This is a genomic window from Caballeronia humi (assembly GCF_001544475.1).
GTDB classification, from domain to species: domain Bacteria; phylum Pseudomonadota; class Gammaproteobacteria; order Burkholderiales; family Burkholderiaceae; genus Caballeronia; species Caballeronia humi.
This window is the reverse complement of sequence record NZ_FCNW02000040.1, coordinates 21,724-35,207: the sequence shown is the minus strand read 5'-3', so window position 1 is coordinate 35,207 and position 13,484 is coordinate 21,724. Positions and strand designations below refer to the sequence as shown.

The following is a 13,484-nucleotide window of genomic DNA, read 5'->3' as shown; positions in this document are numbered from 1 at the left end:
TTACGTGCGTCGGAGGTTTATCGCGGCTTGAGCAGCACCTTGATCGAATCGAGCGAATCGGCGACCTTGATCGCTTCGTCCCACTCTTCAAGCGTAAAGCCGTGCGTCACGATCCCCTTCGACGTCACGAGCCCGCGCGCGAGCAGATCAATCGCGATCGGATAGCAATACGGCCCGAGATGCGCGCCACGCACATCAAGTTCCTTGCGATCGCCGATGATCGACCAGTCAACCGTCGTATCCGCGCCGAACACGGAGAACTCGACGAAGCGCCCGAGCTTGCGAATGAGGTCCAGCCCTTGCGATACGCCCGCGGGCACACCGGTCGTCTCGATATACACGTCGCAGCCGTATTGATCGGTGATCGACTTGATGATCGCGAGCGCGTCATCCTTCTTGGGGTTGATCGTGATGTCCGCGCCGTATTCGCGCGCGAGTTCGAGCCGTTCATCGACGAGATCGATCACGACCAGTTTCTTCGGCGTCTTCAGATGCGCGACCTGCGTCATCATGAGACCGAGTGGCCCCGCGCCCGCGATCACGACGACGTCGTCGAGCTGGATGTCGCCGCGATTGACCGTGTGGATCGAACAGGCGAGCGGTTCGATGATCGCGGCATCCTCGATCGAGATGCCGTCGGGAATCTTGTGGACGATGGCGGTCGGCGGAAAGCGCATGTACTCGGCCATGCCGCCGTCCGCGACTTCGCGCTGGAACCCGAAGATGTTGTGGACTTCACACATCCAATATTGCCCCGATTTGCAATAGCGGCATTTGCCGCACGGCACGATCTGCTCGGCGATCACGCGCTCGCCTATGTCCACGCCAAAATGTTCGGCCGCACCCTCGCCCAGTTCCTCGACATAGCCGAAGAATTCATGCCCTGGAATCACCGGCGCCTTGACCCACGGGTTCGGCCCGCCCCAGAACATCTTCGCGCCCGACCAGCACTTGCAATCGCTCGCGCAAATGCCGCACGCCGCAATGCGGATCACGAGTTCGTTGCGCCCCGGACGGGGACGCTCGACGCGTTCGACGCGATAGTCCTTCGGGGCACGGCAGACGATGGCCGTCATCTGCGTCGATGTGTCGTTCGTTGCGCTCATGGTGATCTCGTTGTGGTGATGAAGTCAGGGACGGTTTCAGCCCGCCTGGAATCCGCCATCGACGGCAAGGCTCACGCCGTTGACCATGCTCGAATCGTCGCCGAGCAGGTAGGCGATCGTGCGCGCTACCTCTAGCGGCTGCACGAAGCGCTGAAGGGGAATGCGCGCGAGCATCGGCTGCGATTTGGCGGGGTCGCCCCACGCTTTCTCGGCCATCGGCGTGAGGGTGACCACCGGGTTCACCGTATTCACGCGGATGCCGTGTACGCCGAGTTCGACGGCCATCACGCGCGTCATCGCGTCGAGCGCGCCCTTCGATGCGCAATATGCCGCGTGCATCGGCAAACCAACCGTCGCGGAGAGGCTCGACACGTTGACGATCGCCCCCTTCACGCCGCGCTCGATCATGCTGCGCGCGCACTCCTGCGCGACGATCAGCGCGGCGCGCACGTTGACGGCCATCGTGAGGTCGAACTTGTCGGCGGTGGTATCGAGGAACGGTTGCAATTCGGCGATGCCCGCGCAGTTCACGAGCAAGTCCACCGGTCGCGCCGAGCGGGCCGCTTCGCGGGCGGCGTTGGCGTCGGCGAGATCGGCGCAGATCGTCTCGCAGCCGATCGCATCTTTCAGTCCGGCAAGGTCCGCCGTCGATCGGCTCAGCGCAATCACACGCGCGCCGCGCTCCGCCATCAGCAACGCGGTCGCATGACCGATGCCCTTCCCCGCGCCCGTCACGAGCACCGTCTTGCCGGCGAATTCCGTGCTTCTGTCACTCGTCATCGTTGAGTTCTCAAGGTTCGTCGCACAGGCGCTGCGCGGTGTCTTCATCGGTGACGAGCACCGACGGATAGCGTCCGCGCAAAGCCGCGCGCGTCACATGAAACTTCTTCGCGCCGCCGCTCACGAGCACGACGCGCTGAATCTTGCGCAGGTCGTCGAGCGTGATCGCGATCGTGCGCCGGTTGAGCGGATGATCGATCAGTTCGCCATCGGCATCCATGAAGTGGCCGAGCATGTCGCCGACTGCGCCCGCCTTCTGCAACGTCTTCAACTGCTCGGGACTATCGATCCCATAGGTCACCACGAGCGATTCCGTGAGATCGCCGCATGTCAGCAACGCCATGTCGGCGCGGCGCGCGAGCTCGTAGGTCTCGCGCACGGTATCTTCCTGCAGGATCACGTCGCGCACCTTCTGGCTGCTCACGTAGATCGGCGCTGCGAAGATGAAGCCGTTCGCGCGGCAGATGTTCACGAAGTCCGAAACGATGTCGAACGTGTTGATGCTCGGACAATGCGCGAGCCCGCCTTGCAGCGATACCGCCGACACCTGCCCGTAGTTGCGCTGCGGCATCGCGCGCAGCACCGCGCGGATCGTGCGGCCCCATCCGAGGCCGATGATTTGCCCTGCAACTATCTGCTTCGAGAACCAGTTCGCAGCACCGATGCCGATCGCCGCCATGTTCGCCTCGACGTTCGCGCCGCTCGGCACAACGACGGCATCTTCCAGCCCGAAGCGCCTGACGATCGCCTCTTCCAGCGCGACGCATGGTGCGATCTTGCTGTTGATCGTGATCTGCACGAGGCCCGAGTCGCGGCTTGCCGCAAGCAGGCGATTCACGCGCACGCGATTGCTGCCGATGCGCTGCGCGATCTCCTGCTGCGTCAGGTTGCCGACGTAGTAGTGCCACGCGACCCGCGCCTGTAACTCTTTCTCGGCGGCGATCGATTCGTCGGGTTCCGCGACGACGACGGGCGGTGCTGTCTTGCTCATGGGGTATGTTGGTATGGAAAAAGCCGCTGAGTCTACTTCACCGCGCCCATCGTCAGGCCCTGCACGAGACGCCCGGAGACGGCCAGCGCGAACACCACCATCGGCAGGACGATCAGCGTGCCGGTCGCCATGATCTCACCCCATGGCAACTCGTAGCCGCTCATGTAGCTCGTCGCGGCGACGGGGGACGTGATCGCCTCCGTGCGCGTGAGGACGAGCGCGTACAGCAGGTCATTCCACGAGAAGATGAACGCGAAGATCGCCGATACGACGATGCCCGGCATCGCGAGCGGGAGGTTGATGCGCCAGAACACGCGCCACGGCGAAGCGCCATCGAGCCGAGCGGCTTCGTCGAGTTCGACCGGAATGTTGCGGAACTGGTCGGTGCAGATCCAGACGACGATCGGCAGCGAGAACGTCAGATACAAAAGGATCAGCACGATATGCGTATCGACGAGATCGAGCTTTGTCGCGATCAGGAAGAATGGCACCGCGAGCACGACCGGGCTAACCATGCGGTTCGAGATGAACCAGAACCACAAATCTTCCTTGCCGCGAAACTCGAAGCGCGCGAGTGCGTACGCGGCGGGCGTGCCGAGCAGGATCGCGAGCACCGTCGTGCTGCTCGCGATGATCAGCGAATTGATGAGACTGTGGCCGACTTCATGTGTGAAGAGTGCTTCCGAGTAGTGCTGCAGCGTGGGCGTGAAGAGCCATACCGGCGGATACGCGAGTGCATCGGACTGGCTCTTGAGGCTCGTCGTGACCATCCAGTAGAACGGAAACACCGACGAGAGGAAGACGACCAGAAGGCCCACGAAGTGCCAGCCGGTCGCGCGCCGGCGTGCCGCGCGCGCGCGCTTCGCGCGCTTGCCGACGTTGCCGTTCGATGCCTGCAGCGGTGCGGTGCTCACGCGGCCTCCCGATAAACGAAGCGAATATAAAGACGCGACAGGACGATCGTCAGGATCAGTAGCAGCACCGCCTGCGCGGACGCCATGCCCTGATCGAAGAGACGAAAGCCCACGCGCTGGATATAGATGCTGATGAATTCGGTCGCGGTGCCGGGGCCCCCGCGCGTCATCGTGAAGACGGCGTCGAACATCTTGAGCATGTCGGCGGAACGCAGGATCAGGATCGCGGTGAGGCCGGGCAGCAGGTAAGGCCGCTGCAGATGCCACAGGATCTTGCTCCACTTCGGCGTTTCGAGGCGCGCCGCTTCCTCCGCTTCCTTCGGCACCATCGCGAGGCCGGCGAGCATGATCAGCGCGCAAAACGGCGTCCATTGCCAGATGTCCATGATCATCACGGAGACGAACGCGAGTGTCGGATCGGCGAGCCAGTCCTGCGGCGGAATGCCGAGGAGGCCCGTCAGGTAGTTCGCCACGCCGAACTGGCGGTTGAAGATCAAACGACCGATCAAGCCCACGACTGCATACGTCGTCGCCATCGGGATCACGAGACTCACGCGCGCCGCCGCGCGCATCCACGGGAGCGCCGTGCGATGCAGCATCAGCGCGGCGAAGAGACCGAGCGCGACTTCGATCGGCAGCGTGAGGCAGAGGAAGAGTGCAGTGCGTCCGAGCGCGCCCCAGAACGACGGATCGGTGAGCGTCGCAATGTAGTTGTCGAGCCCGATAAACGGCGTGCCCGAAGCAAGGTCAGCCAGCTTGTACTGATGAAACGAGTTGTAGAGCGCGAGCAGAAGCGGATAGATGCCGATCACGGCGAGCGCGAGGATCGCCGGGATCAGGAACCAGAAGGCGGGCGAACGCCGCCTCATGCGCGAGCGGTGCGGACGCGGGAGCGCAGCCTTCGCGCCCGCCGCCGATGGAGCTGTACCGTTCGCCATCTATCGCCTCCTGGTTGATATCGCTGACGCTTGCCTGACTTACTTGAGCAGCGGCTTCTTGCCGTCGTAATAGCCTGCTTTCTTCAGGATGTCCTCGGTCTTCGTGCCGATGGTCTGCGCGCCTTCCTTGACCGTCACCTGTCCGAGCATGATCTTGCTGCCCCACTCACCGATCACTTCCGACACCGCCGGCCATTCCGGGAAGCGCGGACGATAGTCCGGCACACCGCCCTGCCACGATTCGACCATCGGCTTAACGAACGGATACTTGTCCTGCACGGCCTTGTCCTGATAGACCGCAGTGCGCGCGCTCACGCCGCCCGCTTCGAGATAAGGCTTCGCCATTTCCTCGGACGTGATCCACTGGATGAAGAGCCACGACGCCGCCTGCTTCTTCGCATTCGACTTCGCGTTCACCGCGAGCGAGAAGCCGCCGAGCGCGGGCTTGAGGCCGGCCGCGCCCTTGGGTTCGGTCGTGATCGCGAGGCAGTCGCCAATTTTCGACTTGCTCGGATCGGTGAGCGTCGGATAGAACGCCGACCACTCGGTGATCATCGCAACCTGCCCCTGCGCGAGCGCGTTCACGGCTTCGGCGTGGTCGAAATCGACGATGCCCGGCGGCATGTACTTCATCAGCTTCTGCCGGTATTCGAGCCCGGCCTGCGATTGCGGCGACATCAGGTTCGACTTGAATTTCGCATCGAGCAGCGACCCGCCGTTGGGCCACAGGACGCGCATGAAGCTATCCGCCGATTGCGTCTCGCCGCGCCGCGATTGCAGCGCGAACGCGAACTGGTTCTTGTCCGGCTTCGTGAGTTTCGGCGCATACGTGTTGAGCAATTCGTCCCACGTCTTCGGCGGCTCGCTGAAGCCCGCCTCTTTCAGCATGCACTTGTTGTAGAACATCAGGCCCGAGTAGTTATCGAACGGCAGGCCATACGTCGTCTTGTTCCAGGAGCCGAACGAATCGAGCAGAATCGGGAAGAAGCCCGGCAGATTGAGCTTCGGATCGGCGAGCTTCGGGTTGTCGGTGAAGGTCTTGATCGGCACGAGCCACTTGTTGCTCGCGAATTCGCCGATCCACACCACGTCCACGAGCACGATGTCCTGATCGCCGCCACCGACGAAGTTCAGCACTTCCTTCTCGCGCGTGTTCTCGTAGGGAATCACTTCCCAGCGCACCTTGATGCCCGTCTCCTTCTCGAACTGCGGGATCAGTTTCTGCGCCGCCTTGTAGCCCGGACGGTCGAGGAAGATCGCCTTGATGGTCGTGCCCGAATACGGTTCGGCCGCTTCCTTGAGCGTCCACGCATGAGCGTTCGATGCAGCGAGGAGTGATGCCGTGGCCGTCATGAACATCACGGCGGTGGTTTGCTTGAACATCGTGAGGCGGGGCGTAAAGCGCTGATTCATTCCTGTCTCCTTGGTTTTTCTCGAGCGGTGGATGCGTTCGCGCGCTGCATTTTTCCGGGGGCCGGCGACCTGACCGGACGTCGTGGCGACCTTTTGCGTTTCACTTGTAATTCCGGTTTTACAATTGTATATTTTGACGCGAAGACGTTGTCAAGAACAAAATCGAAAAGCATTCGATGCTGCGCTGCGGTGTGAAGCAGCCAGCGCGACAGCCAACGGACCCTCTCGCTCGCCAGAGCGCAGGACCTTTGCAGGAGACGATGCATGAGCGCAGTCCATTTGCAGCAGATCCGCAAGACTTTTGCGGGTACGGAAGTGCTGAAGGGTATCGACATCGAGATTGTCGACCGGGAGTTCATGGTTTTCGTCGGACCGTCGGGTTGCGGAAAGTCCACGCTGCTGCGCACCATCGCGGGTCTGGAAGAGAGCGATTCAGGGCAAGTCCTGATAGGCGGCGAAGACGTGACCGACCTCGAACCGTCGCATCGCGGCGTCGCGATGGTGTTCCAGTCGTATGCGCTTTATCCGCACATGTCGGTCTACGAGAACATCGCGTTCGGGCTGCGCATGCTGAAGCTGCCTGAAGCCGAGATCAAGGACCGCGTGCAGCGCGCCGCACAGATTCTCCAGATTGGGCAATTGCTCGAACGCAAGCCGCGCGCGCTTTCGGGGGGGCAACGGCAACGCGTGGCGATCGGCCGTTCGATCGTGCGCGAGCCGAAAGTCTTTCTCTTCGACGAACCATTATCGAACCTCGATGCCGCGCTGCGTGTGCAGATGCGGCTCGAACTCATCAAGCTGCACAAGCAACTCAACGCGACGATGATCTACGTCACGCACGACCAGACCGAAGCGATGACGATGGCCGATCGCATCGTCGTGTTGAATCACGGCAAGGTCGAGCAGGTCGGCACGCCGCTCGAGCTTTATCGCACGCCGCATAACCGCTTCGTCGCGGGCTTCATCGGCTCGCCGAAAATGAATTTCATGGACGTGCGCGTGCTGCGCGCCGACAACGCCGCCGTGACGATCGAATTGCCCGGCGGTACGCCTCTCACACTGCCGTTCACCGGCCAGGCGGTCAAGGCAGGCGAGGCGCTCACGCTCGGCATCCGGCCCGAGCATTTCGTCGAGTCGGGCGGAGGCGATATCGATAGCGGACTTGCCGGCGAGGTCATGGTGATCGAGCATCTCGGCGGTGAAACGCTCTTGCACGTGCGTTTGCCGAACGATCTCGTGATTCAGGTGAAGGGCTCGGGAGAATCGACGGCGGTCGACGGGCAGCGCATCAACGCGGGCTTCAGCATTCGTCACGTGCACCTGTTCCGCGAGGACGGCAGCGCGCTGGAACGCATGCGGCCGGTTGCGCAGACGGCGGCCGTGTGATCAGGTCGTCTCGCGCACGACCAGTTCGAAGCTGACGTCGATCAGGTTCTTCCCCGGCGCGCCGCCAAGCCGCTCGATCAGACAGCGTGCGGCCGTTGCGCCGATGCGTTTGCCGTCGACGCGCACAGTGGTAAGCGCGGGCGTCGTGTCGGCGGCGAATTCGAGGTCGCCGAAGCCGCACACGGCGAGGCGATCCGGTATCGCAATGCCGAGCTTGCGCGCTTGCGAAACCACCCCGAGCGCAAGCAGATCCGAGCTGCAAAAGATCGCATCGACGGCCGGTGCCTGCGTGAGAATGCGCTGCAATCCCTCGCGGCCGAGCGCAACCGAACTCGGCGGCGAGACGATCACTTCGACCACATCCATATCGAGCGTATCGACGAAACCGCGCCGCCGCGCGAGCGCGCGATTGTCGCTGGCCGACACTAGCGCAGGACGCTTCATGTCACGCGCGATGAAATGCTGCGCCACCGCCACGCCGATCGCGTAGTGTGAAAACCCGACGAGCATATCGATCGGATGCTCGGTCATGTCCCACGTTTCGACGATCGGAATACCGATCCTGAGCAGGCGCGCGCGCAGCGTCGCCGTATGCGCGACGCCCGTTAGCAGCACGCCTTCGGGACGGCGGCTCAGCACGGCATCGAGAAGCGTGTCCTCGTCCTCGTCGCTGTAGCCCGAAAGGCCGAGCAACACCTGATAGCCCGCGCGCGACATCGTGTCGCTGAACACCTGCACGCTCTCGGAGAAGAGCGAATGCGCGACCGTTGGCACGATGGCGGCGATCAGCCGCGATTTCGCCGACGACAAGCCGCCCGCCAGCCGGTTCGGCACGTAGCCGAGTTCCTGCACGGCCTGGCGCACGCGCAGAAGCGTTTCTGGCGCGACTGTCTGGGGTGCGTTGAACACGCGCGACACGGTGATCGGCGAGACGCCCGCCGACGCGGCGACATCGGTGATGCGGATGCCTTTTGGCGCACTGCGCGAGCGCCTGACCGATTCGGACATCGACGTCACCGCGCCGATGAAGACGCCGCGATCGCCAGCGCCGCCTTGCTACGCCGCATCAAAATCAGCGTGACGATCGCGAAGATCATAAGGCAGGTCGCGGGAATCAGCATTGGCGCCTTGACGCTGCCGCTCGTTTGCCGCACCCACGGCACGAGATTCTGCGCGATGAATCCACCGACGTTGCCGATCGAATTGATCGCCGCGATACCGGCCGCAGCGCGCGCGCCGGTCAGGAACCTGGGCGGCATCGTCCAGAAGCACGGCAGCAGCAGGTACATGCAAGGCGCGCCGAGACACAGCGCGGCGAAGCGCAACGTATTCGTCGGCAGGAGCACGCTGCCGAGAAAGAACATCACGCCCAGCAATGCTGCCGCGAGCATCGCGCCCATCGTTCGGTTGCCGGCGCGCAGCTTCGCGGGCAACCACGCGAGCACGATCGTCGCAGCAAGCCACGGCACAATGTTGAGCATGCCGTTGGTCGTGTTGCTCACGCCGAATCCCTTCACGAGCGTGGGCAGCCAGTAGCTCACGCCATACACCGAGATCGACAGCATCATGTAGTAAAGCGCCATGCCGATCACGCGCGGCTCGGTCAGCACGCTCAGCAGATGCGAGCCGCCGCCCTCCTTGCGCCGTGCGAGCGCGCGCTCGGTGTCGAGCGTGTCGGCGAGCCATTTCCTTTCGGGGTCGGAGAGGAACTTCGCCTTCAACGGCGATGCGGGCAGATACAGCAGCACGACCACGGTCAGCAGCACGGAAGGCAAGCCCGTCACGATGAACACGAGTTGCCAGCCTTGCAGGTCGAAGAGGCCGCCCTTGTCGAGCAGATAGCCGCAGATCGGCGCGCCGACCATGTTGCCAAGGCTGCTGCCAAGCGTGAAGTAGCCGAGCATGCGCACGCGTTGACGCGCGGGAAACCACAGCGTCATGTAATAGATGACGCCCGGATACAGCCCCGCTTCCGATGCCCCGAGCAAAAAGCGCAGCACGTAGAACATCGTGGCGCTCTTCGTGAACGCGAGCAGGATCGTGACGACGCCCCACGTCAGCATGATGCGTGCGATCCAGCGCGGCGCGCCGTACTTGTGCAGCATCACGTTGCTCGGAATCTCGAAGATCAGATAGCCGATGAAGAAGAGCGACGCGCCGAGCCCATACGCGACTTCGCTCAAGCCGAGGCTTTCGAGCATCTGAAGCTTCGCGAAGCCGACGTTCGAACGGTCGATGTAAGCGACGAGATAGAGAAGCCCCAAGAGCGGCATCAGCCGCAACGCGAGCTTGTTCATCAGACGCGGCTCGTCGATCGTTTGCGTTGTCGTGTTCATGTGTCTCCTCCGCGCCGCGTTATTGCCAGGCTCTGGAAATCAGCTCCGTTTCGCTTTCCAATCCTTGAACGCCGCAAGCGTTTCCTCGTTCGGCGGATACGTGCCGCGCAGAATGCTGCCCGCCTCCACACGGCCGATGATGAATTCCTCCATCAGTTCCTGTTCGGCGGCATCGCGCGCGACTTCCTCCGCGAGATGACGCGGCACGATCACGACGCCATCCACGTCGCCCACGACGATATCGCCCGGATATACCGCCACGCCGCCGCACGCGACCGGCACGTTCATGTCCACCGCGTGATGCTTCGCGAGGTTGAGCGGCGCGCTCGCGCCCGCGCAGAAGAGCGGCAAGCCGATGTCGCCGATCGTGCCGCTGTCACGCACGCAGCCGTCCGACACCATGCCCGCGACGCCCCGCACTTTCAGGCGCATCGTGAGGATCGATCCGGTCGATGCAACGGTGCGGTCGCCGCGACAGTCCTGCACGAGCACGCTGCCGGGTGGCGCGCTTTCTACTGCCTTGCGCTGCGGATGATCGGGGTCCTGGAACACGCCGACGTGATCGATATCCTCGCGCGCCGGGATATTGCGCAGCGTGAACGCCGGGCCGACGAGATTCGGCGCACCCAACGCGGGCTTGACGAGAGGCGCGACGCCTTGCAGGAAAACATTGCGCAAGCCGCGCTTGAAGAGCTGCGTCGTGAGCGTTGCGGTGCTGACGTGGCGAAGCTGTTCGATCGTCGCATCGCTGACGATAAGTTCAGTGGAAGTCATGGAGTCGGTTCCATAAAGAAGATCAGTGGATCTCGGGCTCGTCGCCGTGCGTTGCCGCAGCGGCCGGTTCTTCGAGGAAATCGAAATCGCAGCCCTTGTTCGCCTGCGTCACGTGCAGTTGATGCATCACGCCGAAGCCGCGTTCGAAGGGACGCTTGGGCGGCGTCCACGTCTCCCTGCGCGTGGCGAGCTCCGCGTCGCTCATGTCGAGATGCAGGCGCCGCGCGTGGACATCCAGCTCGATGAAGTCGCCATCCTTCACCAGCGCGAGCGGCCCGCCCACGAACGATTCCGGCGCGACGTGCAACACGCACGCGCCATAGCTCGTGCCGCTCATGCGCGCATCGGAGATGCGCACCATGTCGCGCACGCCCTGCTTCAAGAGCTTCTGCGGGATCGGCAACTGGCCCCACTCCGGCATTCCCGGGGCGCCGACCGGACCCGCGTGCTGCAGCACGATCACGGAATCCGCGGTGACGTCGAGGGCTTCGTCGTCGATGCGCGCGGCCATGTCCGCGTAATCCTTGAACACGACGGCAGGCCCGCGATGCTTAAGCAGATGCGACTCCATCGCCGCCGGCTTGATGACGGCGCCATCGGGCGCGAGGTTGCCGGTCAGCACCGCGAGGCCGTCGCTCGGGACGAGCGGATTGTCGCGGCGGCGGATCACGTCGTCGTTGAAGATCTCCGCGCCCGCGATGTTCTCGCCGAGCGTCGTGCCGTTCACCGTTTTCTGCGTGCCATCGATCAGTTCGCCCAGTTCCGCGAGCAGCGCGCGCAACCCGCCTGCGTAGAAGAAGTCCTCCATCAGGTACTTGCCGGCGGGGCGCACGTTCGCGATCACCGGCGTGATGCGCGCGAGTTCGTCGAAACGGGCCGTCGTGAGCGGCACGCCCGCGCGGCGCGCGACCGCGACCAGATGCACGATCGCGTTGGTCGAGCCGGACATCGCCAGCACGGTGGTGATCGCGTTGTCGAACGACTTCGCGGTGAGGATGTCCGACGGCTTCACGTCGGTCCACACCATCTCGACGATGCGCTGACCTGTGAGCGACGCGAACTGCGCGTGGCGCGAATCGACCGCGGGGATCGACGAGAAACCGGGCAGCGTGAGGCCCAGCGATTCGGCGGCGCTGGTCATCGTCGATGCGGTGCCCATCGTCATGCAATGTCCGGGCGAGCGCGCGATGCCGCTTTCGACGCCCTTCCATTCTTCCTCGGTGATCTTGCCCGCGCGCAGTTCGGCCCAGTATTTCCAGGTGTCCGAGCCGCTGCCGAGCGTGCGGCCGTTCCAGTCGCCGCGCAGCATCGGACCGGCGGGCAGGAAAATGGCCGGAACGTCCATGCTGATCGCGCCCATCAGAAGGCCGGGCGTGGTCTTGTCGCAGCCGCCCATCAGCACACAGCCGTCGAACGGATACGAGCGCAGCAGTTCCTCGGTTTCCATCGCGAGGAAGTTGCGATAGAGCATCGTGGTGGGCTTCTGGAACGGCTCGGCGAGCGTCATTACCGGCATCTCGACGGGAAAACCGCCCGCCTGCCAGATGCCGCGTTTCACTTCCTCCACGCGCTGCTTGAAGTGCGTGTGGCACGAGTTGATTTCGCTCCACGTATTGACGACCGCGATCACGGGCTTGCCCATGTAATCCGACGAGTGATAGCCCATCTGCGCGGTGCGCGAGCGATGCCCGAACGAACGCAGGTCGTTCACGCCGTACCAGCGGTAGCTGCGCAACTGTTCAGGGGTTTTGCGTGCTGAGGTCACGTCCGTCTCCGGTTGGTAACGCTATCATCGTCGCGGATGGTAGCGCTGTCATCGGATCGAGTCGCTCGGGGTTTGTACGGTGAGACTGCCTTCCTCGCATTGTGTTTGCGCTTATCATCGAGACACCACCACGCACGCAGGAGCCAACCGCATGTATATCGCCATGAATCGCTTCAAGGTCGCCCTCGGGTCCGAGTCCGCGTTCGAGGAACTCTGGACGTCGCGCGACACGCATCTGAAGGAAGTGCCCGGTTTCGTCGAATTTCATCTGCTCAAGGGTCCGCAACGCGACGACCACGTCCTCTATTCGAGCCACACGATCTGGGCGAACTACGCCGCATTCGAAGGCTGGACCAAGTCCGACGCTTTTCGCGCCGCGCATCGAAACGCAGGCAATGAAAGCCGGTCGCTCTATCTCGGGCATCCCGAGTTCGAGGGCTTCGAAGTCATTCAGACGGTGAAATAGCCTCCCTATGCGTCTGTTGCAGCGCAATGCGGCGGCCTGCGTGCTCGCTCTCGTGACGGCGGGTTGTGCCTCGGTGCAAGCGCCGCCTTGCGCGCGAGGTGAACAGAGCGCGGTCAGCGACCAGTTGTACTTCGGCACGTCGAGCGCGAACGGCGCGGTCACGCCGGCACAGTGGGCGGCGTTCCTGCAGTCGTCGGTGACGCCACGCTTTCCCGCAGGACTCACCGTGTGGCCGGCGTCCGGCCAATGGCGCACCGCCGATGGGGCGATCATCCGCGAGAATTCGTACGTGTTGACGCTCGTCCACCCGGACGACCACCCCAACGACGCCGCCGTCCGCGCCCTCATCGCCGATTACAAGGCGCGCTTCAGCCAGGAGGCGGTGCTGCGCGTCCGGTCGCATGCGTGCGCGTCGTTCTGAACGACAGCGTTGATCGCAATCTTTCTCACATACCGGTGAAAATCGCTCGCTTGGCGAAGCCACGCGACGCGCCTACGATGGCTCCCAACGTCGAGCGAAGCTCCCGAATCTTGTCATTTCATTCCGGCATGAACCATTTGACGCCTGGACGGCGATACGATGGCTTCGTCTCCCGACTCTCTTGCACACGAAGC

13 protein-coding genes are annotated in these 13,484 nt (G+C 63.3%); 3 read left to right on the top strand and 10 right to left on the bottom strand.

From position 1 onward, the window contains the following. Positions 1-17 precede the first annotated feature (17 nt). From AWB65_RS26155 to AWB65_RS26130, 6 genes are read right to left on the bottom strand one after another with little or no spacing between them, the layout of a single operon-like run. Entirely contained in the window at positions 18-1,106 is a 1,089-nt protein-coding gene (locus AWB65_RS26155) for an alcohol dehydrogenase catalytic domain-containing protein (protein WP_087669921.1), read from the bottom strand. Between the two features lie 36 nt (positions 1,107-1,142). Continuing rightward, positions 1,143-1,886, bottom strand: coding sequence for an SDR family oxidoreductase (locus tag AWB65_RS26150; RefSeq protein WP_087669920.1), 744 nt, complete (start codon positions 1,884-1,886; stop codon positions 1,143-1,145). Between the two features lie 10 nt (positions 1,887-1,896). Beyond that, on the bottom strand, positions 1,897-2,877 hold the full coding sequence (locus AWB65_RS26145; RefSeq protein WP_087669919.1) for a sugar-binding transcriptional regulator: 981 nt from the start codon (positions 2,875-2,877) through the stop codon (positions 1,897-1,899). A 32-nt stretch (positions 2,878-2,909) separates the two neighbouring features. After that, positions 2,910-3,791, bottom strand: coding sequence for a carbohydrate ABC transporter permease (locus tag AWB65_RS26140; protein WP_235007769.1), 882 nt, complete (start codon positions 3,789-3,791; stop codon positions 2,910-2,912). Beyond that, positions 3,788-4,729, bottom strand: a complete 942-nt coding sequence (locus tag AWB65_RS26135) for a carbohydrate ABC transporter permease (RefSeq protein WP_235007768.1) — start codon at positions 4,727-4,729, stop codon at positions 3,788-3,790. Before AWB65_RS26135 ends, AWB65_RS26140 begins: the two co-directional genes overlap by 4 nt. Positions 4,730-4,768: 39 nt before the next feature. Next, positions 4,769-6,142, bottom strand: a complete 1,374-nt coding sequence (locus AWB65_RS26130; protein WP_235007767.1) for an ABC transporter substrate-binding protein — start codon at positions 6,140-6,142, stop codon at positions 4,769-4,771. Positions 6,143-6,406: 264 nt separating this feature from the next. Between AWB65_RS26130 and AWB65_RS26125 the strand changes: the two genes are divergently transcribed. Next, on the top strand, positions 6,407-7,528 hold the full coding sequence (locus AWB65_RS26125; protein WP_087669918.1) for an ABC transporter ATP-binding protein: 1,122 nt from the start codon (positions 6,407-6,409) through the stop codon (positions 7,526-7,528). On the opposite strand, the gene AWB65_RS26120 is transcribed toward AWB65_RS26125, so the two are convergent. Genes AWB65_RS26120 through araD form a run of 4 tightly spaced genes read right to left on the bottom strand, consistent with a single transcriptional unit; the run spans position 7,529 to position 12,403 of the window. After that, the gene (locus tag AWB65_RS26120; protein WP_087669936.1) at positions 7,529-8,536 is read right to left on the bottom strand and encodes a LacI family DNA-binding transcriptional regulator; all 1,008 of its coding nucleotides are present in this window, start codon (positions 8,534-8,536) and stop codon (positions 7,529-7,531) included. Positions 8,537-8,541: 5 nt separating this feature from the next. Next, entirely contained in the window at positions 8,542-9,864 is a 1,323-nt protein-coding gene (locus tag AWB65_RS26115; protein WP_087669917.1) for an MFS transporter, read from the bottom strand. 39 nt (positions 9,865-9,903) lie between these two features. Next, on the bottom strand, positions 9,904-10,638 hold the full coding sequence (locus AWB65_RS26110) for a ribonuclease activity regulator RraA (RefSeq protein ID WP_087669916.1): 735 nt from the start codon (positions 10,636-10,638) through the stop codon (positions 9,904-9,906). Between the two features lie 22 nt (positions 10,639-10,660). Beyond that, complete coding sequence (gene araD / locus AWB65_RS26105) at positions 10,661-12,403, bottom strand: L-arabinonate dehydratase (RefSeq protein ID WP_087669915.1); 1,743 nt, start codon at positions 12,401-12,403, stop codon at positions 10,661-10,663. A gap of 151 nt (positions 12,404-12,554) precedes the next feature. Between araD and hmuQ the strand changes: the two genes are divergently transcribed. Both hmuQ and AWB65_RS26095 read left to right on the top strand, forming a co-directional pair. Then, positions 12,555-12,869 (top strand): heme-degrading protein HmuQ, encoded by a 315-nt coding sequence (hmuQ, locus tag AWB65_RS26100; protein WP_087654914.1) that lies wholly within the window; start codon positions 12,555-12,557, stop codon positions 12,867-12,869. Positions 12,870-12,876: 7 nt separating this feature from the next. Continuing rightward, on the top strand, positions 12,877-13,290 hold the full coding sequence (locus AWB65_RS26095) for a DUF3574 domain-containing protein (RefSeq protein WP_087669914.1): 414 nt from the start codon (positions 12,877-12,879) through the stop codon (positions 13,288-13,290). Positions 13,291-13,484 lie beyond the last annotated feature (194 nt).